Origin of the sequence: Lysobacter sp. CFH 32150, assembly GCF_022758295.1 — a bacterium.
Taxonomy (GTDB): Bacteria; Pseudomonadota; Gammaproteobacteria; order Xanthomonadales; family Xanthomonadaceae; genus CFH-32150.
The window spans coordinates 142347-169156 of the sequence record NZ_JALDWJ010000009.1; the positions used below are offsets into that span (position 1 = coordinate 142347).

The window sequence follows — 26810 nt, forward strand, 5'->3', positions numbered from 1 at the left end:
AGGATGGAAGTGCGATAAGGAGCGGGAGAGGTGACACGAGTGGAGCTGGTGACAGCCGACCTGATGACAAAGGCGCAGGCCGGAGATGACGAGGCGTTTCGAGCGCTGATCGAGCCGTACCGCCGTGAGTTGCAGGTGCACTGCTACCGGATGCTCGGATCCTTCCAGGATGCCGAGGACGCCCTCCAGGACACCGTGCTCTCCGCCTGGCAAGGCCTTGCCGGGTTCGAAGGACGCGCCTCGATCCGCACCTGGCTCTACCGGATCGCCACCAACCGATGCCTCAATGCGCGTCGCTCGGCCAGCCGACGCCCAGCCAAGGAGTGGGACGTGCCCCACGTTGAACCGCCCGAACCGACCCGGCTCGGCGAAGTCGTCTGGCTGGAGCCATATCCCGACGCCCTTCTCGAAGGTGCGATCGGCGCACCGCTCGGCCCGGAGGCCCGATATGAGCAGACCGAATCCATCTCCCTGGCATTCGTGACCGCCCTTCAGACCCTTCCGCCTCGCCAGCTCGCTGTCCTCATCCTGCGCGACGTCCTCGGACTCCGTGCGAACGAGGTGGCGGACATGCTGGACTCGACTCTCGATTCGGTCGACAGCGCCCTCAAGCGGGCGCGCGCCAGCCTGCAGCGTCGACAATCGACGGCTGCCGATCGCGAACGACCTCCCGCCCGCGATGCATCCTCCGAGGATGCGATCGTGGCGAAGTTCGCCCGCGCCTACGAGTCGGCCGATCTCGACGCGCTCGTGTCTCTTCTGACCGATGACGTCTTTGTCTCGATGCCACCGATGCCATTCGAGTACGAGGGCCGAGACGTCGTAACCCGCTTCTTCGCCAGCATCTTCGGCTCGGGTCGCAGGTTCGATCTTGTTCCGACACGTGCCAACGGCCAGCCGGCGTTCGGAGCCTACTTGCGCGCCCCTGACGGTATTGCGCACGGAGTCGGCCTCTTCGTCCTCACCCTCTCCGGTGACCGGATCTGTGCCATGACCCGCTTCGAGAACATCGTGCTCCCGTGGTTCGGGCTACCGCGATCGCTGCCGAGTCGATAGCTGACTTTACTGCTGGTCCCAATAGTTGAATGCTTGCCTCGACGTCGAGGCTTAAACGTACGAAGGGTCCTACCAGACATGAACCGGACAGCGCTCACGACCATCGCCCCGCACATCTTTCGAAAGCGGCTCCTGATCGAAGGTTTTTTTCGGATTGAGGTCACTCACGACGCTCTGCTGAATTATTTTCAGCGCATTACGCAAGACCTCGGTCTCCGCACTTACGGTGATCCGATCATTCACAAAACAAGTGGCGAGGGCCAGGCCCTCAACGAAGGCTTTGATGGGTTCGTGCCGCTGATCGATTCCGGAATCTACGTTGCCGCATGGGTCAACCCACGGTTCATGTCGACCATCATTTACACCTGCGGCGAGTTCGACGAAGACCGTGCAGTGGCTGTTGTCCAGGACTTTTTTGAGCTGTCCGAACACCAAGCCGCGATCTTCTGATCGTCAATGTGTCATTGACGACGCCGTAGTCGCCACGCGACTGAGCGACCCAAAAAAGCCCCGCAGATGTGGGGCCCTTTCATTGCAGTCGATCGTCGTCGGTCAGTTCCAGTGCTGGCAGTCAGGCTGAGCGGGTTGAACCCGCCCTGCGATGCTTTGATGGTAGGAGTGACATTTCCGCGGCCGTCGTCAGGCGACTGGAACGTGGCCAGCGTGCGCGATCGTGGGTCGTTCGACGCCATCCCGCACCACGTCCGCCGCAAGCGCGCGCGCCAGCTCGCGTAGCAGCGTGCCGCCGTCGCCCTGCCATGCGCTGCCGTGCATGCATGCGAGCGTGCGCGGATTCATGCTGGCGAGGCGTTCGAGCAGTGCGCCGGTGTTGGGTGCGTGCGCGTAGTAGTCCATCGGCGCGCGGAAGGCTTCGCTGGGGCCGAGGATGTCGCTGCTGATCAGCGCTTTCGTACCGTCGCCAGGCTGGGTGAACAGGTCGCCGCAGAAGAACGTGTGCGTGGCGAGATCCATCATCAGCCCGCATTCCCAGCCGTGCGGCAGGTGCGGGGTATCGAACCAGGTCAGCGAGCGGCGGCCGAGCGACAGCGCCTCGCCGTCGGCGAGTGCGCGCGGGGCGCGGTCGGCGATGTCTTCGACGGACACCATCGCCGCGATCTGTCCGCACACAGGTACCGCCTGCGGCGCCACGGCCAGGAACTCGTTGAGCGAACCGCATTCGTCCGACTCGACGTGCGAGAAGCCGATGTAGCGCAATCGCTCCAACGGCATCACGCGGGCGATCGCCTCGCTGACCAGCGGGAACATCCGGCGCGGGCCGGTGTGGAACAGCAGCGGCGCATCGTCTACGACCAGGTACTGGTTGAAGTTGAAGGACTGGCCGTCCGGGAGCCGAACGGGCGTGTTGATGCGGTAGATGCCGTCCTCGATCTCGTGGATGTTGGTGCCGGACTGGGTGTTGGTGAGCATCGACGTCTCCTTGGGGTTGGTAGCAGGACGTGTGCCCGGGAGGCCGGGCGTTACAGCGATGCCACATCCCCGCCCCGACGCTATGCTGCGCGCCATGAGCGTGGTGGAAACAGGTGTGGAGGGACTTGAGGCGGTGCTCGCCCGACGCATCGTCGCGGCCGCGCCCGGGCAGGCGCGCGACGCCGAAGCCGAGCTGTACCGCCTGCTCGCGCCGCGCGCGCGCCGCTACGGCCTGCGTCACCTGCGCGATCCGCACGCAGCCGACGACCTCATGCAGCACGTCATCTCACTCACCCTCGAGCAGTTGCGCACCGGCCAGCTGAGGGAACCGGAGCGCGTGCTGTCGTTCGTGCTCGGCGCGTGCCGGCTCACGGTGCTGGAACTTCGCCGTGGGGCGCGACGTCGCGAGGAGCTGCTGCAGTACTACGGCGAAGCGCTGCTGCCGGATGTCGCCGACGACGCTCCATGGACCGGCCACCAGCGCGTGGCCGACTGCCTGCAACGCCTGCCCGAGCGCGAACGATCCGTGGTGCTGCTGAGCTTCATTGAGGAACGCGAAGCCGGCGATGTCGGCGCTGCGCTGGGACTCTCCGCCGGCAACGTGCGGGTGATCCGGCACCGCGCCATCGCCAGGCTGCGCGACTGCGTCGAGTCGACGGGAGCCAACCCATGAATACGATGGACAGCGGCAAACACATCGCCTTCGACCGGCTGGTGGACTACTGGTTCGGCGATGCCGGCGAAGCCGAAACGCAGGCCGTCGACGAGCACCTGATGCAGTGCGACGCCTGCGGCGCACAGGCCGATCGCATCGCTACGCTCGGGCACGGCGTGCGCAAAGCGTTCGCGGCGGGCGAGGTGAGCGCAGTGGTCAGCGCGGGCTTCGTGGCGCGGCTGGCGGAACGGGACATGCACGTGCGTGAATACCGCGTGCTGCCCGGCGACAGCGTCAATTGCACCGTGGCGCCTGACGACGAGGTGCTGGTCAGCCGCCTGCAGGCTTCGCTGCAGGGCGTGCATCGTCTCGACCTCATCGCCGAGCCGTCCGATGGCGCCACCGAACACCTGCCGGATGTCCCTTTCGATCCGTTGAGCGGTGAAGTCGTGCTCGCCATCCGCATTGCCCAGTTGCGCGAGTTGCCGGCGCACGAGATGCAGTTGCGGCTGCTGGCGGTCGAGGACGACGGCAGTCGCGAGATCGGGCGCTACACGTTCCGCCATAGTCCGTGGCAGTGACGCGAACCTGGCGATACCCATCAACGCCATTGCGAAGGACGACGGATATCGCTCCGCTACTGGCCGCAAGCAACCAGACAAGCTCAAAAAAAGCCCCGCACTGCGGGGCTTTTTTTATTGCATTCCAACCAGCCCTTTACGCCGGCTCGTTCATTGCGGACGCCCACGTACTTTTTCGACCTTGCGCCTTGGCCGGGTGAGTACCTGGTGAGCCGACGGCGAATAGGGGGCGGGGCGGTAGAGCACCAAATAGACTCCCGAACCCTGTATTAGTCGCCAGGGCAATGTTGTTCAACTTGGGATCAATGATGCGCCTGCATACGTTCGGTTCGGCGCTGGTGCGTAAAACAGGGCCTGCACCGCTGCAGGCCCTCGAGCTTGTGCGGATCTGAAGCGAGTTTAGACCCCGCATTGCCCGGTAATGCCGCAGCTACTGCCGCTGATTACGCAACCACTGCCACCCGCTGTGTATCCGCTCTTGCACCCCATGGTCCCGCCGCCGCCGCTCGTGTAGAAACATTTGTAACAGCCAACGGGAAGGGCGGCTGCTGGCGCAGCCGCTGCGACGACGGCGACGACGGAGAACAGCCCCAACACACCGGTAAGCGCCCAAGACTTGAACGAAATCATATCCATATCCTTCTAGATGGTCGATGGTGAACTGCAAGTGCCGATGAATCCCACTTCTTCAGGGTTGACTGTCGTGACGGCTGACTGCTCCTTTATCAGATAGAAGGAAAGTTTTCCCTTCAGGATAAACATCCGCTCGTCCTGAATCGGCTTGAATCGCCAATGCGATACCGCGAGGCGAACTTGGTCGCCGATGGCTGCGGTGGGTGCCTCCAGGATGCTCGCATGCAGCAGTTCGCCGTCCTTGCGAAGCGCAACCTCAAGCACAGCCAAGCCGCAATCCCGTTTTCCGAGCACGGTTTGATCGAACTTCGGCAGGGCGCTTTGGCTGGCGACTCTGTTCCTGAGCATCGCCTCCGACGTCACGACTTCGACCATCTCCTCCCGTTTCGCGCACGCAGAAAGGGACGAAACGATGATCAGCCCAGCCACACTCGTCGATAAGCTCCGATTCATTTACGCACCAGATGCGTCAAGATCGCCACACGGCCGTCCTTGGAAAGCCCGAACTCGATCTCCGGTTCTCGTATCTGGGCAGGTTGGTACCATGGCTCACGCTTCATGGCATAAATCACGTCCTGCCAGCTGTCGACATCGACTGATGTCCCTTGCGGCCTCCGGTTAACGGCAAGCACTTCGCACAGCGTGGAACGGCATTCCAGACCGATGATGTTGAAGCTGCTGACGCGCTGACGGGAAAAATAGTCGCGCAAACGCGCTTCGACATAGTCGGCCCAGGAGACATCGCGCTCTTCGGCGAGGAAGGCTGCGTGGTTCTGACGACCTATCGTGGGTGCGCTCCCGGCGCCGTTCTCCGCTGTCTCGTCGAGGTACTCGGCCATCACTGCTTCTGGCGAAGGTAACGTCGCGGGGCCGTTGGATGGGGAGCTATGAGACTGCGAGGGGACACCAGCCGGCGGTGCTGCCGAGGAGGCAGATGCGCTTGAGGAAAGTGCCTCCATGTCCGACTCAGCCGCGACGGAGGAATGTGCTGGATCTGTGTCCGGCGCAGACGCCTGTCGTGGCGCTGTGCGGTCTCCTTGCGTGCAAGATGCGCACAGCAGCGCCAAAGGCAACAGCGCCAGAATCGCGCAACTATTTTTGGTGGGCTTCTTCATGCACCGTCTCTGGCTATTTTGATTCTTTGGGATTTCCGCGTGTCAGCGCGTAGCCGTTTCTGGCCACCGCCCTGATGTCGCTTTGGAGCAAGGCCACGTTGAATCCCGCGTTTTGGAGATACATCGTCCCGATGGTGCAGTTGGTCATCAAGCCAGCTTCTTCCGAAGCTTTTTCGCAGTCCGGCAGATATTGACAGAAGACGACGATCCCTTGACCCGTTGCCTTGACCAAGCGGCGACTCCCGGCCGTAAACGGCCAGACAGACAGCCTCAAAAAAAGCCTCGCGGCGTGCGGGGCTTTTTCATTGCAGTCAGACCAGCGTTTACGCCGGCGGCACCGGCTCCGCTTCCACCTTGCGCGGCCCGTTGTTCTCGAAGCGCTTGCCCGCGTCCTGCGCAGTCCGTGCAGGCCTTCGCCCTTGCCGGCGATCTTCAGGAAGGCATAGCGCTCCAGCGCCATCACCACCACGTCGCTGCCCAACGCCATCTCGGTGTCGTTGGCTTTTTCCATCACGCGCTGCAATCGCACCAGTCGCGTGTTGAGCGCATCGTGCGCGGCCAGGTCGCGGCGCATTTCCTCGATGTCGATGAGAAAATGCACTCTGACCCCTGTTTTTGGGCCTCCCAATCCGCAAGGAGGCCATCGGCAAAGCGGGCGATCAACGGAATGCCGGTATGACCCATTACTAGAAGCACATAGCCCAAGCGACCGCTTCCCGCCACGCTGGCCTTCCTTCATCGCAAGGGAATCCCGTGCCCACCACCCTCACTCAGCGCGGGCTCGGTTCCGCCGCGGACCGCCTCCCTGCAATGCGTCTGCGTTGGCTGGCCTTGGCCGCGCTCGCCGCCGCCACCGCCGCGCAAGCGCAGACATCGGCCACGCCTAATCCGCTCGCCGTCCTCGACCATGGTTTGCGCCCCAGCGTGACCGCGCCGGGCGAGGCGGTACCACGCTGGTCGCTGGACGAGCGCATGCGCCACTACAAGGTGCCCGGGGTGGCGGTCGCGGTGCTGAAGGATGGCGAAGTGGTGCAGGTGGCCGGTTACGGCGTGCGCGAGGCCGGTACGCAGGACAGGGTCGATGGGGACACACTGTTCTCGGTCGGTTCGATCAGCAAGGTCGCAACGGCGACGACGACGCTGCGACTGGTGGCGCAGGGGCGGCTCGATCTGGATCGCAATGTCGACGATTACCTCAAGCGCTGGGAACTGCCGGCCTCCGCCGAAGTACCGCAGCCGCGGGTGAGCCTGCGTATGCTGATGTCGCACACCGCCGGGCTGGGCTTGCACGGGTTCGCGGATTACCAGCCCAATGAACCGTTGCCGACCCTGGTGCAGGTGCTCGACGGACAAAAGCCAGCCAAGGGCGAGGCGGTGCGGTTCAAATGGGCGCCGGGCCTAGTCAACGATTATTCCGGCGGCGGCGTCACTGTGGAGCAGGCGGTCATCGAGGATGCGACCGGCAAACCGCTGCAACGTCTCGCCGAGGAACAACTGTTTGCGCCGCTGCGCATGCGTCGCAGCACGTTCGAGAGCCCGCTGTCCGCCGCGCGCGGCAACATCGCCAAAGCGCACAACAGCGACGGTGCGCCGGCCGCGTTGCCGCGCGGCTGGGAAAGTTTCGCCGAGGCCGGGGCGTCGGGCCTGTGGACCAGTGCGAACGATCTGGGGCGGCTCGTGGGCGGCCTGATCAAGAGCTACCAGGGGCGTACCGATTTCCTGCTGCAGCCACTGGCCACGGCGATGATGACGCCAGTGTCACCGGGCCCGTTCGGCCTGGGACCGCGCCTGGGCGGTGTCGGCCTGGGACGGCATTTCTTCCACATGGGCGCCAACGACAGCTACCGGGCCTACTTGGAGGGGTATCCGGAAACCGGCGACGGTTTTGTGATCCTCACCAACGGCACTAATGGCACCCAACTGTCCTTCGAGATCCGCAACGCGCTGGCTGACGCGATCGGCCTGGGCGCGCGTCCGTTGCTGCGTAGCGTGGCGCCGCGCGTGCCGCCATCGCCGGACTATGCCGGCAGCTACCGGCTCGACGCCACCGTGCCGATGGATCTGCGCCGCGCGTCGGCCGACAACTTCGACTACGAATCCCTCCAGGTGCGTATCACTGGCGATGCAGCAGAAATCGTACTGCCGGGTCAGGACAAGCCGCAGCCGCTGCTGCCGCTGGGGCCGGCGCAATTCGTGCAGGCCGGGCTTTACATGTTCGTGTTCGATTTCCGCCGCGATGCCTGGGGCAAGGTGCGCGGAGTGTCGGTGTCGATACCGGAGGCGGATTCGGTGGCGTACTACGTGCGCGAATGAATCCGGACAGGCGCAAAAAAACCGAGGCGCGGGCACGCGCCTCGCGTGAAAACAGGGAAAACAGGGGTCAGAGAACCATTTCATAAAAATGTACTCTGACCCCTGTTTTCCGTCGCTGCCCAACGCCATCTCGGTGTCGTTGGCTTTTTCCATCACGCGCTGCAACCGCACCAGCCGCGTGTTGAGCGCATCGTGCGCGGCCAGGTCGCGGCGCATTTCCTCGATGTCGAGGTCGCGCGACAGCATCCCGGTGTTCTCGGCCATCACGTCCAGCGCCTTGCGGCAGAACGCCTCCGACGCGTCACCCCTCTTGACCACCCACTGGCGCATCCGGGGAACAGAACGAGGAGGCCAGGAACCTTCCGAGGCCGCAGAAGAGGCCATCGATGCATGGAACAACTTCGTCAACTACAGTTGAGCTAGCCTGTCGGCCAAATCTGCCAAAAACCTTCGAATTCGCAGGAATGTAATGAACCAATCCGCGCTATCCGCTTTCATTTGGTCTGTCGCCGACCTGCTGCGTGGCAATTACAAGCAATCCGACTACGGCAAGGTCATCCTGCCGTTCACCCTATTGCGTCGCCTGGATTGCGTGCTGGCTCCGACCAAGGCGGCGGTGCTGGCCGAATACGCCGACCGCAAGAAGCTCAAGATTGACCTCAAGCCGTTCCTGACGAAGAAGAGCAAGCACGGCTTCTACAACACATCGAAGCTGGACTTCGTCACGTTGCTGGCCGACCCCGGCAACATCCGCAAGAATATGGCGTCCTACCTCGCCGGGTTCTCGGACGACGTGCGCGACATCTTCGAACGCTACGACTTCTCCCGCCAGATCGAGAAGCTGGACGAGGAGAACCTGCTGTACCTGATCGTGCAGAAGTTCGCCAAGGTGAACCTCAGCCCCAAGCACGTCAGCAACGTGCAGATGGGCATGATCTTCGAGGAGCTGATTCGCAAGTTTGCAGAACTGTCCAACGAGACCGCGGGCGAGCACTACACCCCGCGCGAGGTCATCCGCCTGATGGTGGACCTGTTGTTCAACCCTGACGACAAGGTGCTGACCAAGCCCGGCACCGTGCGCTCGATGTACGACCCGACCGCAGGAACCGGCGGCATGTTGTCGGTCGCCGAGGAATACCTGCGCGTCCTTAACCCTGACGCCAAGCTGGTGGTGCACGGCCAAGAGTTGAACCCAGAGTCCTACGCCATTTGCAAGGCGGACATGCTGATCAAGGGTCAGAAGATCGAGAGCATCGCGCTGGGCAACACCCTGTCGCACGACGCCCACGCCGGCGCGCATTTCGACTACGGACTGTCCAATCCACCGTTCGGTGTGGAGTGGAAGAAGGTCGAGAAAGCAGTTCGTGACGAGCATGAGAAGAAAGGCTTCCACGGCCGCTTCGGCCCGGGCCTGCCGCGCGTGTCCGACGGCAGCCTGCTATTCCTGATGCACCTGCTCAGCAAAATGCGCCCGGTCAGCCAGGGCGGCGGCCGCGTCGGCATCGTGCTCAACGGCAGCCCATTGTTCACCGGTAACGCCGGATCGGGCGAGAGCGCCATCCGCCAATGGGTGCTGGAGAGCGATTACCTCGATGCCATCGTGGCCCTGCCCACGGACATGTTCTACAACACCGGCATCAGTACCTACGTGTGGATCCTGTCCAACCACAAGCCGAAGGCGCGCAAGGACAAGGTCATTCTGATCAACGGCGTCGACTTCTTCCAGAAGATGCGCAAGAGCTTGGGTTCCAAGCGAAAGGAACTGGGACAAGGCGACATCGATCGCATCGTCAAGTTGTATGGCGACTACGCGCCGACCGAGCACAGCAAGATCTTCGACACCCGCGATTTCGGCTACTCCACCATCACCGTCGAACGCCCATTGCGGCTCAACTTCGCCGTTAGCGCCGAGCGCCTGTCGCGACTGGATACGAGCAAGCCGCTGGCGAAACTCGGCGATGACCTCGACGCGCTCAAGCAAGCCTTGGCGAAGCTGGGCGCGAAGAGGCAATGGAGCAGCCGTGAGGCGTTCCTGAAGGACGCGAAGAAGACCATTGCCGCTGCCGGCGTGACGCTGGCGCCGCCGCAACTCAAGGCCCTGTGGGAAACGTTGGGCGAACGCGACGAACACGCCGAAGCCTGCACCGACAGCAAAGGTCGCCCCGAGCCGGACAGCGACCTGCGCGACACCGAGAACGTGCCACTGTCCGACGACATCCAGGCTTACTTCGAGCGCGAGGTGTTGCCACATATGGCTGACGCATGGATCGACCATGACAAGACCCGGATCGGTTATGAGATTCCGTTTACCCGTCACTTCTACCAGTACGTGCCGCCGCGGCCGCTGGAGGAGATCGATACCGAGCTGAAGGCGTTGTCGGCGGAGATCATGGAGTTGCTGGGGGAGGTCGCTTCTGCATGAGGACTTATCCCGAATATCGCGATACGGGCCTACCCGAGATCGGCACGATACCGACGCACTGGGATGCTGGACCAATTAAGCGCGGCTACGAAGTTGTACTGGGCAAGATGCTCAAGCGGGCGCCAGCAACCACTCTTGATCTGGAGGCGCCGTATCTCAGAGCCGCGAATATCCAGCCAACGGGGCTGGACTTGGATGACCTGAAAACGATGTGGTTCAGTTCAACGGAACTGCACCGTCTGCAGATCGAGCAAGGTGACCTTCTCGTAAGCGAAGGCGGTGATGTCGGTCGGGCAGTCATAGCAGGGCCTGTTAATGGAGAGCTTGGCTTTCAGAATTCGGTCAATCGGGTTAGAGCTTATGAGCCCAACACCGCGCGCTTCCTCTACTACTGGCTCCGGGCAGTAAAGGATGCTGGATACATTGATGCGCTGTGCAACAAGTCGACAATCGCTCACTTCACGGCCGAGAAAGTTCAGTCTGCCCTAACTCCTTACCCGACTGGTGATGAACAAATTGAGATAGTTCGCTATCTCGACCGCGAAACCTCTCGCATCGACACCCTGATCACCAAGCAGCAGCGGCTAGTCGAGCTGCTTCAGGAAAGGCGCCAGGCCCTTATCACCCGCGCCGTCACCAAGGGCCTCGACCCGGCTGTGTCGATGAAGGACAGCGGCGTGGAGTGGCTGGGCGAGGTGCCGGCACATTGGCATGTGCACCCACTCAAACGCATTAGCGCGCTTACCGTTGGAATCGTCGTTGAACCCGCGAAGCATTACGTTGAATCCGGTGTTCCGACTCTGAGATCGCTGAACATACGGCCAGGATTTATTGATCAATCCAACCTTGTATACATCTCGGATGATTCCAACCGCCTGCTGTCCAAGTCAAGGCTCAGGTCTGGAGACTTGGTTGCGGTGCGGACTGGCCAGCCAGGGACCACTGCGGTCATCCCTGCGGAACTAGATGGGTGCAACTGCATTGATCTGATCATCATCCGGAAGCCGGTCGAAGGCTGCCAAAAATATCTTTGTTGGTATTTGGCGGCCGATGTGGCAGTCCGGCAGTTCTCAGAAGGGTCAGGTGGCGCAATCCAACAGCATTTCAATGTAGGAACGGCGATGAACCTCCTCGTCGTTGTGCCCCCAACGGACGAGCAAGTTGAAATCGCCGACTTCCTCGATAGCGAAACGACAAAAATCGACCACCTGATCGATCAAACTCAAAGAATGGTCGCTCTTTCGAGGGAGCATCGGGCGGCTCTGATATCGGCCGCTGTCACCGGCAAAATCGACGTGAGGCAAGCCGCGTGAGACGAGGGTGTGCTGGTTAACTTGATGAGCAAGTTGGTTGGCGGCTAAATAAACGATCAACGGCAAGAAGAATCAGGGGAAGTAAATGCCGATTTACCGAGTAACCGATAGCTCCCTTCAGCCCGTTGCCGAAACAACCTTTGCCAGCGAACGTCTGCTGGAACGCCGCGACTTGCAACGATTGTTGCGTGCCGATATCAGCCCATTGGGCGAAGACATCATGGTGATCGCGGAGGAGTTCGCGGAGTGGGACGCCAGCCAGCGACGCATCGACCTGCTTTGTTTGGACCGGGATGCCAGCCTTGTCGTGGTGGAGCTCAAACGCACCGAAGACGGCGGTCACATGGAGCTCCAAGCTATTCGCTACGCGGCGATGGTCTCCAGCATGACGCTGGAGCGGGCGGTGGCGACTTATGCGCGCACCCTCGGTGGGGATGATGCCGAGGCCAAGGCACAGCGCGAGATCCTAGAGTTCCTCGATCTTCCCTCGGTTGATGAAGGTGCCTTGTCTGACAAGGTTCGGATGATCCTTGTGGCCGCTGATTTTTCGACCGAGTTGACCACTTCCGTTATGTGGCTCAACAAGCAGGAGCTGGACATCACATGTATTCGCCTGAAGCCGTATCGATTGGATGGGCAAGTGCTGTTGGATGTCAGTCAGATCATTCCGCTACCTGAAGCGGCGGACTATGTCGTACGCGTGCGTGAGCGTGAGCAGGAAAAGCGCAAGGTGGTCAATGGTAGGCAGCAGATTCTCAGGCAGTTCTGGGCTCAGCTGATCGATCGATCCAGGCCGAAAACTAACCTCTTGACGAACCGCAGTGCGACGACGGACCACTGGCTAAGTGCCGGTATTGGCCGCTCTGGATTCGGCCTAAATCTCAGTCTTGCCCAGGACTTCGGGCGCGTGGAGTGCTACGTACGATTGCCCGGCGACGACGGTGAGCGTTCAGATCGGGCTTTTGAGCAGCTATTCGCTCAGAAGGAAGCGATCGAGAAAAAGTTTGGTGCTCCTCTCGAATGGCAATCCCTTCCCAACCGAATCGGCTCTCGTCTCTGTTTCGAGTTTCCGGGCGGCTGGACATTGCCCGAAGAACAGTGGCCTGACTATCAGGACATCCTTATCGACGCGATGGTGCGGTTGGCGAATGCGTTACGGGAACCCGTCCAGCGACTAAACGTCTGAGGTAGCTCCCACATGAACCTGCATAAGGAACTCAATTTCGAGCGCGAGATCTGCCAGCACCTCGCCGCGCACGGCTGGCTGCATTCAACGAACGACAAGGGTTACGACAAGGCTCTGGCGTTGTATCCCGAGGACCTCATCGGCTGGCTCAAGGACACCCAGAAGGACGAGTGGGCCAAGCTGGAGGCCTGGCACAAGGGCGATACCGAGAGGCAGCTGCAGCAGCGCGTCGCGCAACTGCTCGACAAGGTCGGTCCGCTGGAAGCGCTGCGCAAGAGTTTCAAGGACCACAGCGCACGTTTCGACCTGTGTCAGTTCCGCCCGGCTCATGGCCATAACCCTGATTCGCAGGCGCGCTATGCCGCCAATCGCTTGCGAGTGGTGCAGCAGGTGCACTACTCGCAGCACCACAACAACTCGATCGACCTGGTGTTTTTCATCAACGGTATTCCGGTGGCAACCGCTGAGCTGAAGACCGATTTCACCCAGACGCTGGCGGATGCCACGCGCCAGTACCGCGACGCGCGCCTGCCGCGTGACCCGGTGGCCAAGCAGGACGAGCCGCTGCTGGCGTTCAACCGCCGCGCGCTGGTGCACTTCGCGGTCAGCACCGATCGGGTGGCAATGGCCACTAGGCTGGCCGGCAAGGGCACGTTCTTCCTGCCGTTCGACCAGGGCCATGACGAGGGTGCGGGCAACCCGCCCAGCGATGGCTATCGCACTGCCTATCTGTGGGAACGGGTGCTGCAACGTGATGCGTGGCTGGAGATCCTCGGCAGCTTCCTGCATCTGGAACGCAAGGAAGAAGTCGACAACAAGGGCAGCAAGAAGATCAAGGAGACGCTCCTGTTCCCGCGTTTCCACCAGTGGGAGGCAGTGAACAAGCTGGTGTCGACCGCACGTACAGAAGGTGCGGGCCACACCTATCTGGTCATGCACTCGGCCGGCTCGGGCAAGACGAATTCGATCTCGTGGCTGGCACATCGTTTGGCTGTGTTGCACGACACGCACGACGACAAGGTGTTCGACGGCGTCATTGTTATCACCGACCGCGCAGTGCTGGATGCGCAGCTGCAGGAAGCGATTGCGCAGATCGAGCACAAGACCGGTTTCGTCAAGACCATCGAGGCCAAGGACGGTGCCAAGTCGGGACAGCTCAAGCAGGCTTTGATCGATGGCACGCCAATCATCGTGGTGACGTTGCAGACCTTCCCATTCGTGCTGGAGGCGATCAAGGGCGAGGCCGACCTCAAGAGCCGAAGCTTCGCGGTGATCGCTGACGAGGCGCATTCCTCACAGACCGGCGCCGCGGCCCGCAAGCTCAAGGAAGTGCTGACAGCGGAAGAACTAGAGGAGGGCGTCGAGGTCAGTGCCGAAGACCTGATGCTGGCCGAGATGGCGGCACGCACGCTACCGGGCAACATCAGCTTCTTCGCCTTCACCGCCACACCCAAGGCCAAGACCATCGAGTTGTTCGGTCGGCGACCGGATACGGCGCGCCCGGCCTCGGACGACAACAAGCCAGAACCGTTCCATGTCTATTCGATGCGCCAGGCGATCGAGGAGGAGTTCATCCTCGACGTGCTGCTCAACTTCACTCCGTACAAGCTGGCCTACAAGCTGGCGCACAACGGCAAGGATTACGACGACACCGCCGTCTTGAAGTCCGAGGGAATGAAGCAGCTGGCGCGTTGGGTGCGCCTGCATCCGTACAACATCAGCCAGAAGGTCGCGATCATCGTCGAGCACTTCCGCCAGCACATCGGCGGGCGGTTGGATGGACAGGCCAAGGCCATGGTGGTGACTGCATCGCGCAAGGAGGCCGTGCGCTACAAGCTGGCGATGGACAAGTACCTGGCCGAGAACAAGTACGGGCATATCCAGGCGCTGGTGGCGTTTTCCGGCGAGGTCCATGACCTGGATAGCGGGCCCGACAAGTTCACCGAGAACAACATGAATCCGGCGTTGGGCAAACGCGACATCCGCGAGGGCTTTGCAACTGGAGAGTTCCAGTTGTTGTTGGTGGCCAACAAGTTCCAGACCGGCTTCGACCAACCCAAGCTTGTGGCGATGTACGTGGATAAGCGGCTGGCGGGTGTGAGCGCGGTGCAGACGCTGTCGCGCCTGAACCGCATGTACCCAGGCAAAAAGGAAACTTTCGTGCTCGACTTCGTCAACGATGCGGATGAGATCCGCAAGTCGTTCGAGCCGTACTACCGTACTGCGCAGCTGGCCGGCGTGTCCGACCCGAACCTGATCCATGACTTGCAAGCCAAGCTAGACGGCAAGCTGATCTACACGCCCAGCGAAGTCGATGGCTTTGCCAATGCGTGGTTCGACCCAAAGGGCACGCAGAAGGCATTGCAGCCGTTCATCGCACCCGCTGTGGATCGTTTTCGCGGTCAGCTGGATGACGCACGCAAGTCTGACGATAGCGAGGCCGAGGATGCACTGGAACAGTTCGTCCGCGACCTGGGCAGCTTTGTGCGGATGTACGACTTCCTCTCGCAGATCATCAACTATGGCGATACCGATCTGGAGAAGCGCTACCACTTCTTCAAATGCTTGATCCCGTGGATTCGCGAGCAGGGCCGTGGCGAAGCGGTCGACCTGTCCGGCGTCAAGCTGACGCACTACAAGCTGCGAGAAGGACAGGAGGGCGGCATTCCCCTCGGAGTCGATGATGACCCGGCCACATATCAGCTCAAGCCGATCACAGAACTCGGCAGCGGGGAGGCGCATCAGGATGAGAAAGTGCGGCTGTCCGAACTGGTCAAGAAGCTCAACGATTTATTCGAGGGTGATCTGACCGACAGCGATACTGTGGCTTATGTGCAGCACATCACCGGCAAGTTGTTGGAGAACGATACGTTGGCGCAGCAGGCGGCGAGCAACACCAAGGCGCAGTTCGCGTTAGGCGACTTCAACGCCGCTCTCGAAGATTCGGTCATTGAAGGGTTGGACAACTATCAATCCATGGCCGAGCAAGTCCTAGGGGATCAGCGAAAGAAGCAGCAATTCGCGGATCTGGTGCTGGACTTGGTCTATGACGCTTTCAAGCAAAAGGCAGGGGTTGGTGGTATCGAGTCTTCACGGTAGCGCGCCCAAGGCGAACGAAGGGCAGGTTCATTTCCACACCGGCGGCAATCAGTCCTTACGGCAAACCAGCAGCACCTCATCCACCTCTGCAGTACCAACCATCCCCGAAACCAACGCAAGCGGCTTCTGGAACCGCGCAAACAGCGGCAGCGTCCGGTTGTACCACCGCATCGCCTGCTCGCGCCGATGGGTGAGGAACCACATGCCCAGGTCCAGCAGCCACGACGACTTCGGTTGCATGCCGTAGATCGCGCTGTGTTCGAGGGTGAAACCGTGTGCGCGGATCTTTGTCAGTAACTGTTCCGGTTCGTAACGGCGGTAGTGGCCGACGAAGTCGTCGAACGCGGTCCAGCTCGCCGGATGCAGTGGCGCTGACAGCAGCACGGCCGCGCCGGGTTTGGCGACGCGGGCAAGTTCGGCGAGTACGCCATCGTCGTCGACGACGTGTTCGATGATGTCCATGGCGCAGACTGCATCGAACGTGGCATCGGGGAAGGGTAGTGCGGTCACGCGGCCTTGCACGGCATTGGCGCCGTTGGCTTGCAGGCGCTGCAGTGCTGGCGGGCTGATGTCTACGAAGTGGGTGCCGTGAAGGGGAAATCGTGGTCGTAGGCCAGGGGCTACTTCGAGGCGGTGTGTGGCGTTGGAGGTTAGGCGGCTGACTAGTGGCCAGGTGTTGAAACGTTGAGGGTCGGTTAGGCGCGCGCTGCTCCATAGGCCGTCGTAGAAGCGGCGGTTGTGCTCGAGCAGGTCATGCTCGGCATCCATTGGCTGGGGCGGGGATGCGTTCATTGGGGCGCCGGGGTGTCCAGTGGCCAATGCATAGGCGTGAGGGTAAGGGGTTTTTCACGCGACTTGGGCCGTCGGCGTTGCTTGGGGCTCTGATCGCGACTTACGTCGCTCCCACAGGGGCTCCCACAGGGTTTCATGACATCGGCATTCACGTGCCCTAGGTACCATCGGGCGGTGGTCACCTTTCCCGCGAAGGAGCTCGTCATGTCCGAGGAAAACCCGAAGACCCCGCTCGATCACGTCACCGATACGCTGTCGCAGCTCAAGGAGATGCGGCATTACTCCAAGAACAACGTGGAGATGCTGACGCGGGAGTGGCTGCTGTTCGACGGTGAGCTTTCCAAGCTGAAGCAGACCGAGAAGATCGAGGATCTGATGGAGCGTCAGGGTCAGTTCTATGAGGCGTTGGAGAAGGTGATTGGGGATTTGGAGGAGTTGGCGGTTAAGTTGCAGCCTCCGCCGGAGGAGTAGGTCACGACGATCCGAAGGGGTCATGCTAGTCGGGGCTTTGATCGCGACTTACGTCGCTCCCACAGGGGCTCCCACAGATCGTAGGGCGGGTCTTGACCCGCCATCGCGGCGACCGAAAAGCGGTGGGCTGAAGCCCACCTACGGGCTGGCCGATTGTCGATGCGCAAGGCGTTGGTAGCCACGGAGCCCGACGTTGCGCCTGCATCTGCAGTGGCTGAGCGCTGCAGCCTCGGGACTCGACCACATCGCGATGCAGCGAACGAGGAGATACCCATGGTCAACGGCAAGCGCACTGGTTCCGGAACAGATACGACATCAGGGGCGCGCGCACGTCGTCCTGCCTTGCGGGTCTTCGGCACCGGCTTGGCGATGCTGGCCCTGTTGATGGGCGTTGGCACGGCGAACGGGCAGGGGCAGCAGCATGCCGGGCACGCGCTGGGGACGGTGGATTTTCCTGTTAGCTGCTCCGCGCCGGCGCGGGCGGAATTCAACCGCGCGATGGCGCTGTTGCATCACATGACGTATCCGCAGGCGCGTACGGCGTTCGAGCAGGTGGTTGCGACCGATCCCGACTGCGCGATGGCGCATTGGGGCGTGGCGGTGACGCTGTTCCAGCCGTTATGGCCGACACGACCGCGTCCGCCCGAACTGCAGCGGGGATGGGAGGAAGTGCAGAAGGCGAAGGCGTTGCAGCCGCCGACCGAGCGGGAGCGGTTGTTCGTGGCCGCGGCGGAGGCGTTCTTCCTCGAACCGGAATCGTCCGACTATTGGCTGCGCATCCGCCGGTGGCAGGAGGCGACGGCCAAGTTGTATGCGGCGTTGCCTGACGATTCCGAAGTGGCGGCATTCCAGGCGCTGGCGCTGCTGGCCACCGCGCCTGCCAATGCCCTGTCGCGCACCAACCCGGACAAGGCCGCCGCCATCCTGTTGCGCGTGTACGAAAAGAATCCGGACCATCCGGGTGCGATGCACTACCTCGTCCACGCCAACGACGTGCCCGGTCGCGAACGCGAGTCGCTCGACATCTTGCGCAAGTACGAGCACGTGGCGCCGAACAATCCGCACGCATTGCACATGCCGACGCATATCTACACGCGTCTGGGCGACTGGGATGCGGTGGAGCGCGGCAACCTGCGCGCGGCGGAGGCGGCGCTGCAGCACCCCGCCGGCGACAAGGGGCAATTCGTCTGGGACGAATTCCCGCATGCGATCGAATATCTGGTCTATGCGTATCTGCAGCAGGGCGATGACGCGTCCGCCGCTGCGCAGTTGCAACGGCTGCGCGCGACGGCGCACCTGGAACCGAGTTTCAAGACGGCGTTCCACCTGGCGTCCACGCAGGCGCGCTACGCACTGGAGCGGCGGGCATGGAACGAGGCGGCGGCGATTGTTCCGCGCGAGCCGGCGATCCTCGACTGGGACCGCTTCGCATGGCCGGAAGCCATCGCGCAATTCGCGCACGGTTTGGGTGCGGTGCGCGTGGGCAAGGCCGATGATGCGAAAGCGGTAGTCGCGCGGCTGGAGGTGCTTGAAGCGGCGACCCGCAAGGCGGGTGAGGATCTGTTCGCCCGCAACATCCAGGTGCTCCGCCTCGAATTGAGCGCGTGGATCGCCAACGCCGCAGGGCAACGCGAATCCAGCGTGGCGCTGATGCGCGAGGCCGCCGAACTCGAGACTTCAACGCCGAAGCACCCGGTGACACCGGGGCCCACGCTTCCGGCGTACGAGCAATTGGGCGATTTGCTGATGGAGCAGAAGCAACCTGGCGAAGCGCTCGCGGCGTACCAGCGTGGGATGACGCTTTATCCGAACCGTTTCAACAGTGTGCTGGGTGCGGCGCGGGCGGCGAGTGCGCTCGGCGACAAGGCACAGGCGCGTGGATTTTATGAAGCGTTGATCAAGATTGCGGGGAAGGGAACGCGAGCGCCGGCGTTGCAGGAGGCGCGGGCGGCCGGTAGCTAGCTAGTGATGGGCGCATCGCCCACTGCTCAACCCATCCTACGAACTGTCGGTGGAGTTGCAGCTTCTGCCGCTGTTGCGCGGAAGGAAGAACCGAGCAAGGTCACTAGATGACCAGCCATTCGGTTGTTGAAAGCCCCGCCTTCGCGGGAATGACGAGCAAAGGCCCTGCATCGCGGGGCTTTTTTTGTCCAGCATCGTTGCAAGGCCGAGCCTTAAACAGCAGGCGATGCGAAGGCGACCACCGCCAGCAACGTAAAGGCGATAGCTGCGGTGATGGCGTGTGCGATGACGAGCCAGGCAGGCAGCAGGCGCTGGTGCCATTTGTAGACGAGGCTCATCACGGCGCCGCCTGAGGCAGCGGCGAGGAACAACAGCAGCGCGAGTATCGCCAGCGACGGCACGGACATCATGCAGATCGCATAGATCAGCAAGGTCAAGCCGGATGCGGCGAGCAAGCCGTGCAGCATGGCTAGCCATGCAGGGGGATTGGTCTTGGTTGCAAAACGAATCCCCGCCATGAGCAGTCCGCCCAAGGCTGTGATCCCCAGCAGAATCGTCGCGACTTGCAGCATGTGCGCAGTCCCGGTCATTGAGCGTACGGAGCCTAGCTCGCTGGCGGTGAGCGTCTCGTGTGTGACCTGTCGTCACCGCGTGAGGCGACTTCGCCCTTCGTAAATCCCTGTCCTGCACTGTCCGGCCCAGCCGCAGCTCCGCGTTGTGCCCCTGTGAGCACCGCACCGAGGTGCTGTGCCCGTCGCGGCGCCAGTGTCGCCGCCCATAAGGACATACGGCGCAAGCCAGGGAGGTTCCATGTCATTCAGTACTTTCACGTCCGGCAATACCCGCCGAGCGCGGGTCGGTGGTGGCCGATCGCCACTCATTCCTCCGCTACTCCTGTTGTCCGCGTTTGTCGGTCAAGCGGCCTGCGCGCAGGAGCAAAGTGTGGAGTCGCTGCGCGAGCGTTCGGCCATCGTCATCCAGGGCAAGGTCCTGAAGACGCACGCCAGCGACGAGCCGTTGCTGGCGGCGTCCGATCAGACCGTGGTGGTTTCGGTGTTGCGTATGGACGCTGGCAGCGAGATCGCCGGTGATCAGACCGGACGCACTGCCACCGTCATCCTCGCTGATTCGAAGCGGCTGAAAGTCGGGGAAGTGGCGTTGTTTTTTGGCAATCCGCGGTTCGTTGGGCGAACGTTGACGATCGCCGACGAAGGCGAGGTCGTATCCCGGGCAGGCGCTCAGGCGCTCTCTTCCGAAATGGAACGTGGCGCGCAAGCACGTCGGGATCGACCCGTGCATGACCGTCTCGCCACTGCGGCCCTGGTGTTCCGCGGCCATGTGGAGAAGATCCAGCCGCTCGATGCCCGCGCGACCAGGCGCAAAGGCACGTCAGAGCCGTCCAGCGAGCACGATCCGGAATGGCGGGTCGCGACGGTTCGCATCGAGTCGGCGCTGCAAGACGGCAAGGCCGGAAGGACGGTGAACATCCTGTTTCCGTCCAGTCGCGACATCGTCTGGTTCAACGCCCCCAAGTTGAGGGCTGGGCAGGATGCCGTTTTCATCGCGCATGCACCGGATCGGGAGAACCACGAGGAATACGGCGATATCGCCCGCCTGATAGGCCGGCAACGGGCCTACGTGGTGACTGCACCATCCGATGTACTGCCATCGCAGGATGAAGCGCGTGTTCGCAACCTGCTTGCGCGCGCCAAGGAGAACAATCCATGAGGACCATCATCCACACGTCGGCGCTGGCGCTTGCCCTCGCCGCGTGCACGCTGCCTGCATTCGCCGCCAAAACCCGCCTGGTCAACATGGTGCCCAACTCGCGTAGCGGCGAGACCGTCCAGGATGCGGAACCCACCATCACCACCGACCCTAACAATGCGGCGCGGATGGCTGGTGCGGCTTTCACCTGGGACAACCTGACCGGGGCGCCCATGGTCACGGCGACTGCGCCGATCTACATGTCCAACGACAACGGCAACAACTGGTCGATGGCATTCATCGTGCCCAGCCTGCTGGGATCGGGGTTTCCAACCGGAGACATCACGCTCAGTTTCAGCTCGACGCTCAGCGGTGCGCCAGCGCACACCACGAGTTGGCTGTACGGCGGCATCCTCAGGTCCACCAACAGCGGCCGGCCGATGACGGTGCTGCGCGCGCAGGATGCTTACTCTTCGACGTTGATGACCGTCATGGACACGCGCACCGGCAATGTCGATCAGCCACATACCATCTCGCAAACTGGTGCCGGGCAGGACAAGCTCTACGTCGGGTTCAACGATGGATACGGGTGCGGGGTTCCGTCCGGTCGCACGTCCACGCTCGATGTTTCGCAGGACGCGAAAATCGCGGGACCGACCTTCGCGCTGGACGTGATCGAAGCGCGCAACACCGCCTGCCAGGACGGGTTTGCGCAGGTCGCGGCGCCGCACAGTGATGGCACCGTGTACGCGGCGTTCCTGCATGACTGGAGCAGTTCACCGCGACTGGTCGTGGTGCGCGATGACAACTGGGGCATCGGACCTTCGCCTTTCGCCGACCTCACCGATCCCAGCGATTCCGTCGCGGGCCGCTTCGTCACCGGCGCACTGACCCTGGCTTCCGGCAACATGGGCCAGAACCGCCTGGGTGCGAGCAACGTTTCGATCGCGGTTGACCCGAGCAATAGCGACCGCGTCTACGTCGCCTGGGGAGATTCGAATGGGGCCAACAGCGAGACGATCCATGTGCGGCGATCGATCAACCGCGGCGTGGACTGGTCGGATGACCTGCTGACGGTGACCAGTGCGATGAATCCGCAGATCGCGATCAACGACAGCGGGGTCACCGGTGTCCTGTACCAGAGCGTGGTGTCGGGTAACTGGGAAACCCGTTTCACCCGTTCCACTGACCTGGATGCGACAAACTTTCCAACCCCGGGCACGCTGCTTGCACGCCAGAGCGCCAGCACGCCCGCAGCAACTTACTGGCCTTACATCGGTGACTACGCGTCCCTGGTCGCCTCCGATAGCAACTTCGTCGGCATGTTCTCCACGAGCAACTATCCGGACAAGGCCAACTTCCTGGACGGGGTCAAATTCCAGCGTGAGGTGGATTGGGTGGCGCACAAGCTGTATGCGGATGCCGCGCACACCATGGAGGTCACGCCGTCCATTGACCCCTACTTCTTTGAAGTCAAGTCGGGCATCTGCGACAGGTCGCCGGGCTTCTGCAACATCTGCGTCCGGCGTCCGGAGCTGTGCCTCGGAATCTATGACCCCTGGTGGTGGTTGAAGTGCCCGATGTGCGGCATCGACATCTTCATCAATCCCGGCGAAGAAGTCATGCGCGTCAGCGTGTTCGATTCCCGCGGCAAGCAAGTCGGCCAGTTCAAGCGTCTTTCGCAACCGGTCGTCGAGAAGGGCGTTGCGTACCACTACAGCATCCACCTGCAACCGGAGAAAGGCGTCGGGTATGTGCTGAAGGCTGATGTTGGACGAGGGACGCGGCTCAAGGGCAATTTCAGGCCGGCGTATATCGTCAGGACGACTAAAGCGGTGAGGTGATCATCGCGATGAGCTTTCGCACAGACGCCGCCTTCTGGTGGCGTTTGTGTTTGTCCAGGAAGGCAATACCCAGCAGCACTGTCGGGGAGAATTGATCGCGACTTACGTCGCTCCCGCAGGGTCTCTCGGTGAGCGTCAGCCTTGCAACTCGCGCAGCGTCACGCTGGGCGGGGCATCCAGGACGCGTCGCGTTGCGAACAGACCTGCCAGCAACGCGGCGAGCATGCCGAGGCTGCCGCCGACGATGGCGAGGGTCCAGTTGGGTTCCCACGGCAGGTCGAAGACGCGGTTGGCGACGACGCCAGAGAGGATCGATGCGGCGATCGCGGCGACGAGGCCGGAGATCAGGCCGATGGCGGCGAACTCCGACGCTTGCGCCAATCGTAGTTGTCGGCGGCTGCCGCCGAGGACGCGCATCACGCCGCCTTCGAGCAGGCGCTCGTCCTGGCTGGCACTGATCGCGGCCAGCAGCACCAGCACGCCGGCGGCAAGCGAGAACCAGAACACCACCTGCACCACGGTTGAGACCTGGTCGCCGGTGGCGCGCACCTGTTTGAGCACGGCGTCGATGTCGATCACCGACAGGTTGGGGAAGCGATCGACCAGGCCTGCGGTAAAACGTGCGTCCGATTGCGGGACGGTGACGGCGGTGACATAGCTGGCGGGGTACGCATCGAGTGCACCGGGCGAGGCGATCACGAAGAAGTTGGGGCGGAAGCTTTCCCAGTCGACACTGCGCAGGCTGGTGATCGGTGCTTCAAAACGCTGGCCGGCGATGTCGAAGGCGATGCGGTCGCCGAGTTTCCAGCCCAGCGATTCGGCGAAGCGTTCTTCGACCGAGAGCTGTGGTGTGCTCGGTGCGTTTGCGCCGTAGGGCGGGTCTTGACCCGCCGTCGGAGTCGCACCCCAGAACTTCCCGGCGGTGATCTTGTTGTCGGCGCGCAGCGTGGCGGCAGTGGAGAGATTGAACTCGCGTTCGGTGCGGCGCCGTTCCATCGCGCCATTGCCTTCAGTGCTGCCGTCGTTATCGCGCCGCACCGGTAGCGCTGCGACCGGCGTGCCGTTGCGTGCGAGATATCTGCCGCGGGTCATTGGATACAGGGTGGGTGCAGGCAATCCCTGCTCGGCGATGAAATCCCGCACCGGCTGCACCTGGTCGGGCTGCACGTTGATGATGAAGCGGTTGGGCGCGTCCTTCGCCAGCGACAGTTGCCAGCGGTCGAGCAGATCGGTGCGTACGAACGTCAGCAGCAGCAGCGCCATCAAGCCGAGGCCGAGTGCGGAGACCTGCGCGATGCTGGTGGCGGCACGGCGGCTGACGTTGGCCAGGCCGTAGCGCAGGCTGCCGCGCAGGCGCGGACGCAGGCGTCGCACCACCACGATCAAGATCCACGCCAGGAATGCCAGCACCGCGAGCGTGCCGGAGATGCCGAGCAACATCGCGCCACCGAGCGTGGCATCGCCGGCCTTCCACCACAGCAGTGCGGCCATGCCGGCGATACCGGCGAGGGCAACCAGCCAGGCGCTGGGTTCGGTGGTGTCGAGGTCGCGGCGCAAGACGCGCAGCGCGGAGACGCGTCGCAATGCCAGCACCGGCGGCGTGGCGAACGCGAGCAACACCACCATGCCGACGCCAAGGCCTTGCAGCGCCGGCAACCAGCCAGCGGGTGGGATCGACAACGACAGCGTGCTGGCGAGCCAGCCGGCGACCGCCCACTGCAACGCGAATGCGATCGCCACGCCGAGTGCGCTGGCGAACAAACCGAGCATCAGCAGTTCGCCGACGTGGATGGCGACCAGCGTGCGCTGGCTGGCGCCGAGGCAGCGCATCACGGCGGCACCGGAGAGATGGCGTTCGCTATGCCGGCGTGCAGCCATCGCCACGGCGACGGCGGCGAGCACCACCGACACCAGCGCGGCGAGGCCGAGGAAGCGGCCGGCGCGATCGAGTGCGGAGCGGACTTCCGGGCGCGCCTGCCCGATGGTTTCCAGACGCTGGCCACGCGCGAGCGCCGGCTTGGCCTTCGCGACGAAACGTTCGATGGCGGTCGCGTCGCCGGCGACGACCAGGCGATACGACAGGCGGCTGCCTTCCTGCACCAGTCCGGTGGCGGGCAGGTCGGCGAGGTTGAGGAAGACTTTCGGCGCGACGTTGAAGTAGTCGAGCGAGGCGTCGGGTTCCTGCAGCACCAGCGCGGTGAGGCGCAGTTTCGCTTCGCCGAGATGCACGGTGTCGCCGATGGAGGCGCCGAGCGCGTCGGCACCAGCGCGGCTCATCCACACGGTGCCGCGCTGTGGTGCGTCGCGGGTGTCCCGTTCGATCTTGTTTTGGTCGACGACGCGGAATGCGCCGCGCAACGGGAAGTGCGGGCCGAGTGCGCGCAGGTCGCCGAGGCGGAGGTTGGACACGTCGCCTTCGCCGACGCCGCTTTGACGAACGCGAACCATGCTGTTGAGTTCGATCGTCTCCGCGGTGCGCAGGCCGGGTGCATTGGCGGCATCACGTATCGCGCCGGTGATCGGTGCATCGCCGCGCACGACGGCATCGCCGCCCATCAAACGGTTCGCTTCGATCGCGAGCGCGCGTTCGGCGCGATCGGTGACGAAGCCGACGGCAGTGACTGCGACCACCGCGAGCGTCAGCGCGGCGAGCAAGATGCGGATGTCGCCCGCCTTGAGGTCGCGCCGCAACTGGCGCCACGCCAGGCTGAGCGCAGGCAAGTGCAGGTTCACGCCGACACCAGCCGGCCGCCGTCCAGACGCAGCATGCGGGTGCAGCGGCTGGCGAGATGTTCGTCGTGGGTGACCAGCACCAGCGTGGTGCCGGCTGCGGTGTTGAGATCGAACAGCAGGTCGATGATGGATTGGCCGGTGCGGGTATCGAGATTGCCGGTGGGCTCGTCGGCGAACAGCAGCGCTGGCCGCGTCACGAAGGCGCGCGCCAGCGCCACGCGTTGCTGCTCGCCGCCGGAGAGCTGGCGCGGGTAGTGGCCGAGGCGTTCGCCGAGACCGACCTGCTTGAGGATCGTGCGCGCCGGCGATTCGGCATCGATGTCGCCGCGCAACTCCAGCGGCAGCATTACGTTTTCCAGTGCAGTGAGCGACGGCAGCAACTGGAAGCTCTGGAACACGAAACCGACTTTCTCGCCGCGTACACGAGCGCGGCCGTCTTCGTCGAGCTTGGACATCGGCTCGCCTTCGAGCACGACGTTGCCGCTGCTGGGGATATCGAGCCCGGCCATCAGCGCCAGCAGGGTGCTCTTGCCAGAGCCGGAGGCGCCGACGATCGCGACGGCGTCGCCGCGATCAATGGCGAAGTTCACGCCATCGAGGATGGTGAGCTCGCCCGCGGGCAGCGGGACGCGCTTACCGAGGCCGGTGACCTCAAGGGCGCGCCGGGGCATGGCTGCAGAATGTGCCGGCACCATGGCTTCGGCTTGGATGTGCGCGGTATCGTCCCTATTCATCGTGTGCATCCATCGTGGGTGCAGCCCTCTTCATCGGGGGTTGGAATGCGGCCTTGCAGTCTGGCCACAGGTTTGGAGAGAGCGTGCATGAAACAACGAAATGAGGCTCCGCGGCGCTGGCTTCAATGGACCGTGCCATTGGTACTGCTGGTGGTATCGCTGTTCGGTGCGACGCACGCAGCCCTGCCGGCGAAGGTGCAACCGCTGCCGCCGCCGACGGTATTGGTCTTCGGAGATTCGTTGTCGACCGCGTATGGGCTGGACGCCGCGCAGGGCTGGGTCGCACTGACCGCCGAACGCATCGCGCAGACGCGGCCGGGCTGGCGGGTGGTCAACGCCAGCATCAGCGGCGAGACCAGCGCTGGCGGTGCTGCGCGCGTGGTGCGCGAGGTGGCCCGGAATCGCCCAACGGTGGTGGTCATCGCGCTGGGCGCCAACGATGGCCTGCGCGGCCTGCCGCTGCGGCAGACGCGCAGCAACCTGGCCCGCATGATCGGCGCCGCGCAGGGCGTGGGGGCGAAAGTGTTGCTGGTCGGCATGCGCATGCCACCGAACTATGGCGCCGAGTACACGCGTGAGTTCGAGAAGACCTACCCCGATCTCGCCGCGTTGTTCGACACGGCCCTGTTGCCGTTCCTGCTGGAGCCGATCGCGCGCGACCGCGATGCGTTCCAGGCGGACAACCTGCACCTGGTGGCGGGTGTGCAGCCGTTGCTGCGCGATCATGTGTGGCGTGCGTTGGAGCCGTTGCTGAAGTAGGCGAAAG

At 63.0% G+C, this 26810-nt stretch carries 23 protein-coding genes; 15 read left to right on the plus strand and 8 right to left on the minus strand.

Annotated features, from left to right (window positions below):
• The first annotated feature begins 48 nt into the window (after window positions 1-48).
• Both MO486_RS13470 and MO486_RS13475 read left to right on the plus strand, forming a co-directional pair.
• On the plus strand, window positions 49-1056 hold the full coding sequence (locus MO486_RS13470; protein WP_242908747.1) for a sigma-70 family RNA polymerase sigma factor: 1008 nt from the start codon (window positions 49-51) through the stop codon (window positions 1054-1056).
• A 78-nt stretch (window positions 1057-1134) separates the two neighbouring features.
• A complete protein-coding gene (locus MO486_RS13475; protein ID WP_242908749.1) occupies window positions 1135-1506 on the plus strand; it encodes a hypothetical protein in 372 nt (123 codons plus the stop codon).
• A gap of 189 nt (window positions 1507-1695) precedes the next feature.
• Here the strand turns inward: MO486_RS13475 and MO486_RS13480 are convergent, their stop codons facing one another.
• Complete coding sequence (locus MO486_RS13480; RefSeq protein ID WP_242908751.1) at window positions 1696-2484, minus strand: hypothetical protein; 789 nt, start codon at window positions 2482-2484, stop codon at window positions 1696-1698.
• A gap of 94 nt (window positions 2485-2578) precedes the next feature.
• On the opposite strand from MO486_RS13480, the gene MO486_RS13485 reads away from it, so the two are divergent.
• Both MO486_RS13485 and MO486_RS13490 read left to right on the plus strand, forming a co-directional pair.
• A complete protein-coding gene (locus MO486_RS13485; protein ID WP_242908753.1) occupies window positions 2579-3157 on the plus strand; it encodes a sigma-70 family RNA polymerase sigma factor in 579 nt (192 codons plus the stop codon).
• A complete protein-coding gene (locus MO486_RS13490) occupies window positions 3154-3720 on the plus strand; it encodes a zf-HC2 domain-containing protein (protein WP_242908755.1) in 567 nt (188 codons plus the stop codon). Before MO486_RS13485 ends, MO486_RS13490 begins: the two co-directional genes overlap by 4 nt.
• A 642-nt stretch (window positions 3721-4362) precedes the next feature.
• Here MO486_RS13490 and MO486_RS13495 read toward each other — a convergent pair.
• From MO486_RS13495 to MO486_RS13505, 3 genes are all read right to left on the minus strand, one after another.
• The gene (locus MO486_RS13495) at window positions 4363-4728 is read right to left on the minus strand and encodes a hypothetical protein (RefSeq protein ID WP_242908757.1); all 366 of its coding nucleotides are present in this window, start codon (window positions 4726-4728) and stop codon (window positions 4363-4365) included.
• 74 nt (window positions 4729-4802) lie between these two features.
• Window positions 4803-5192, minus strand: coding sequence for a hypothetical protein (locus tag MO486_RS13500; protein WP_242908759.1), 390 nt, complete (start codon window positions 5190-5192; stop codon window positions 4803-4805).
• Window positions 5193-5481: 289 nt separating this feature from the next.
• On the minus strand, window positions 5482-6069 hold the full coding sequence (locus MO486_RS13505) for a hypothetical protein (protein ID WP_242908761.1): 588 nt from the start codon (window positions 6067-6069) through the stop codon (window positions 5482-5484).
• Window positions 6070-6278: 209 nt separating this feature from the next.
• Here MO486_RS13505 and MO486_RS13510 point away from each other — a divergent pair, with 209 nt between their 5' ends.
• The 6 genes from MO486_RS13510 (at window position 6279) to MO486_RS13535 (ending at window position 15801) form a co-directional block, all read left to right on the plus strand.
• Window positions 6279-7781: a serine hydrolase domain-containing protein gene (locus tag MO486_RS13510; protein WP_242908762.1), complete on the plus strand. Its 1503-nt coding sequence runs from the start codon at window positions 6279-6281 to the stop codon at window positions 7779-7781.
• Window positions 7782-7869: 88 nt separating this feature from the next.
• Window positions 7870-8199: a hypothetical protein gene (locus MO486_RS13515; RefSeq protein WP_242908764.1), complete on the plus strand. Its 330-nt coding sequence runs from the start codon at window positions 7870-7872 to the stop codon at window positions 8197-8199.
• Between the two features lie 51 nt (window positions 8200-8250).
• On the plus strand, window positions 8251-10203 hold the full coding sequence (locus MO486_RS13520) for a class I SAM-dependent DNA methyltransferase (RefSeq protein WP_242908766.1): 1953 nt from the start codon (window positions 8251-8253) through the stop codon (window positions 10201-10203).
• On the plus strand, window positions 10200-11516 hold the full coding sequence (locus MO486_RS13525) for a restriction endonuclease subunit S (protein ID WP_242908768.1): 1317 nt from the start codon (window positions 10200-10202) through the stop codon (window positions 11514-11516). Before MO486_RS13520 ends, MO486_RS13525 begins: the two co-directional genes overlap by 4 nt.
• 85 nt (window positions 11517-11601) lie before the next feature.
• Window positions 11602-12702: a DUF4268 domain-containing protein gene (locus MO486_RS13530; RefSeq protein WP_242908780.1), complete on the plus strand. Its 1101-nt coding sequence runs from the start codon at window positions 11602-11604 to the stop codon at window positions 12700-12702.
• A 12-nt stretch (window positions 12703-12714) separates the two neighbouring features.
• Entirely contained in the window at window positions 12715-15801 is a 3087-nt protein-coding gene (locus tag MO486_RS13535) for a type I restriction endonuclease (RefSeq protein WP_242908783.1), read from the plus strand.
• Between the two features lie 48 nt (window positions 15802-15849).
• Here the strand turns inward: MO486_RS13535 and MO486_RS13540 are convergent, their stop codons facing one another.
• The gene (locus MO486_RS13540; protein ID WP_242908787.1) at window positions 15850-16593 is read right to left on the minus strand and encodes a class I SAM-dependent methyltransferase; all 744 of its coding nucleotides are present in this window, start codon (window positions 16591-16593) and stop codon (window positions 15850-15852) included.
• A gap of 204 nt (window positions 16594-16797) precedes the next feature.
• Between MO486_RS13540 and MO486_RS13545 the strand changes: the two genes are divergently transcribed.
• The gene (locus MO486_RS13545) at window positions 16798-17064 is read left to right on the plus strand and encodes a hypothetical protein (protein ID WP_242908789.1); all 267 of its coding nucleotides are present in this window, start codon (window positions 16798-16800) and stop codon (window positions 17062-17064) included.
• A 273-nt stretch (window positions 17065-17337) separates the two neighbouring features.
• On the plus strand, window positions 17338-19026 hold the full coding sequence (locus MO486_RS13550; protein ID WP_242908791.1) for a tetratricopeptide repeat protein: 1689 nt from the start codon (window positions 17338-17340) through the stop codon (window positions 19024-19026).
• Between the two features lie 212 nt (window positions 19027-19238).
• On the opposite strand, the gene MO486_RS13555 is transcribed toward MO486_RS13550, so the two are convergent.
• Window positions 19239-19598 (minus strand): hypothetical protein, encoded by a 360-nt coding sequence (locus tag MO486_RS13555; protein WP_242908793.1) that lies wholly within the window; start codon window positions 19596-19598, stop codon window positions 19239-19241.
• Window positions 19599-19836: 238 nt separating this feature from the next.
• On the opposite strand from MO486_RS13555, the gene MO486_RS13560 reads away from it, so the two are divergent.
• Window positions 19837-20754: a hypothetical protein gene (locus MO486_RS13560; protein ID WP_242908795.1), complete on the plus strand. Its 918-nt coding sequence runs from the start codon at window positions 19837-19839 to the stop codon at window positions 20752-20754.
• Window positions 20751-22577 carry a hypothetical protein gene (locus MO486_RS13565; RefSeq protein WP_242908797.1) on the plus strand — a complete coding sequence of 609 codons (1827 nt, stop codon included), beginning with the start codon at window positions 20751-20753 and terminating at the stop codon, window positions 22575-22577. The genes MO486_RS13560 and MO486_RS13565 overlap by 4 nt, the downstream gene beginning before the upstream one ends.
• 135 nt (window positions 22578-22712) lie before the next feature.
• On the opposite strand, the gene MO486_RS13570 is transcribed toward MO486_RS13565, so the two are convergent.
• Window positions 22713-25310 carry an FtsX-like permease family protein gene (locus MO486_RS13570; protein WP_242908800.1) on the minus strand — a complete coding sequence of 866 codons (2598 nt, stop codon included), beginning with the start codon at window positions 25308-25310 and terminating at the stop codon, window positions 22713-22715.
• Entirely contained in the window at window positions 25307-25981 is a 675-nt protein-coding gene (locus MO486_RS13575) for an ABC transporter ATP-binding protein (RefSeq protein ID WP_242908985.1), read from the minus strand. The genes MO486_RS13570 and MO486_RS13575 overlap by 4 nt, the downstream gene beginning before the upstream one ends.
• A 150-nt stretch (window positions 25982-26131) precedes the next feature.
• Here MO486_RS13575 and MO486_RS13580 point away from each other — a divergent pair, with 150 nt between their 5' ends.
• Window positions 26132-26803, plus strand: coding sequence for an arylesterase (locus tag MO486_RS13580; protein ID WP_242908802.1), 672 nt, complete (start codon window positions 26132-26134; stop codon window positions 26801-26803).
• Window positions 26804-26810 lie beyond the last annotated feature (7 nt).

What these genes read in the sequence shown, in the direction of transcription:
- MO486_RS13475 (WP_242908749.1), top strand. Translation starts at nt 1,135, where the DNA reads ATGAACCGGACAGCGCTCACGACCATCGCCCCGCACATCTTTCGAAAG.
- MO486_RS13480 (WP_242908751.1), bottom strand. Translation starts at nt 2,484, where the DNA reads ATGCTCACCAACACCCAGTCCGGCACCAACATCCACGAGATCGAGGAC.
- MO486_RS13485 (WP_242908753.1), top strand. Translation starts at nt 2,579, where the DNA reads ATGAGCGTGGTGGAAACAGGTGTGGAGGGACTTGAGGCGGTGCTCGCC.
- MO486_RS13490 (WP_242908755.1), top strand. Translation starts at nt 3,154, where the DNA reads ATGAATACGATGGACAGCGGCAAACACATCGCCTTCGACCGGCTGGTG.
- MO486_RS13495 (WP_242908757.1), bottom strand. Translation starts at nt 4,728, where the DNA reads ATGGTCGAAGTCGTGACGTCGGAGGCGATGCTCAGGAACAGAGTCGCC.
- MO486_RS13500 (WP_242908759.1), bottom strand. Translation starts at nt 5,192, where the DNA reads ATGGCCGAGTACCTCGACGAGACAGCGGAGAACGGCGCCGGGAGCGCA.
- MO486_RS13510 (WP_242908762.1), top strand. Translation starts at nt 6,279, where the DNA reads ATGCGTCTGCGTTGGCTGGCCTTGGCCGCGCTCGCCGCCGCCACCGCC.
- MO486_RS13515 (WP_242908764.1), top strand. Translation starts at nt 7,870, where the DNA reads ATGTACTCTGACCCCTGTTTTCCGTCGCTGCCCAACGCCATCTCGGTG.
- MO486_RS13520 (WP_242908766.1), top strand. Translation starts at nt 8,251, where the DNA reads ATGAACCAATCCGCGCTATCCGCTTTCATTTGGTCTGTCGCCGACCTG.
- MO486_RS13525 (WP_242908768.1), top strand. Translation starts at nt 10,200, where the DNA reads ATGAGGACTTATCCCGAATATCGCGATACGGGCCTACCCGAGATCGGC.
- MO486_RS13530 (WP_242908780.1), top strand. Translation starts at nt 11,602, where the DNA reads ATGCCGATTTACCGAGTAACCGATAGCTCCCTTCAGCCCGTTGCCGAA.
- MO486_RS13535 (WP_242908783.1), top strand. Translation starts at nt 12,715, where the DNA reads ATGAACCTGCATAAGGAACTCAATTTCGAGCGCGAGATCTGCCAGCAC.
- MO486_RS13540 (WP_242908787.1), bottom strand. Translation starts at nt 16,593, where the DNA reads ATGAACGCATCCCCGCCCCAGCCAATGGATGCCGAGCATGACCTGCTC.
- MO486_RS13545 (WP_242908789.1), top strand. Translation starts at nt 16,798, where the DNA reads ATGTCCGAGGAAAACCCGAAGACCCCGCTCGATCACGTCACCGATACG.
- MO486_RS13550 (WP_242908791.1), top strand. Translation starts at nt 17,338, where the DNA reads ATGGTCAACGGCAAGCGCACTGGTTCCGGAACAGATACGACATCAGGG.
- MO486_RS13555 (WP_242908793.1), bottom strand. Translation starts at nt 19,598, where the DNA reads ATGCTGCAAGTCGCGACGATTCTGCTGGGGATCACAGCCTTGGGCGGA.
- MO486_RS13560 (WP_242908795.1), top strand. Translation starts at nt 19,837, where the DNA reads ATGTCATTCAGTACTTTCACGTCCGGCAATACCCGCCGAGCGCGGGTC.
- MO486_RS13565 (WP_242908797.1), top strand. Translation starts at nt 20,751, where the DNA reads ATGAGGACCATCATCCACACGTCGGCGCTGGCGCTTGCCCTCGCCGCG.
- MO486_RS13575 (WP_242908985.1), bottom strand. Translation starts at nt 25,981, where the DNA reads ATGCCCCGGCGCGCCCTTGAGGTCACCGGCCTCGGTAAGCGCGTCCCG.
- MO486_RS13580 (WP_242908802.1), top strand. Translation starts at nt 26,132, where the DNA reads ATGAAACAACGAAATGAGGCTCCGCGGCGCTGGCTTCAATGGACCGTG.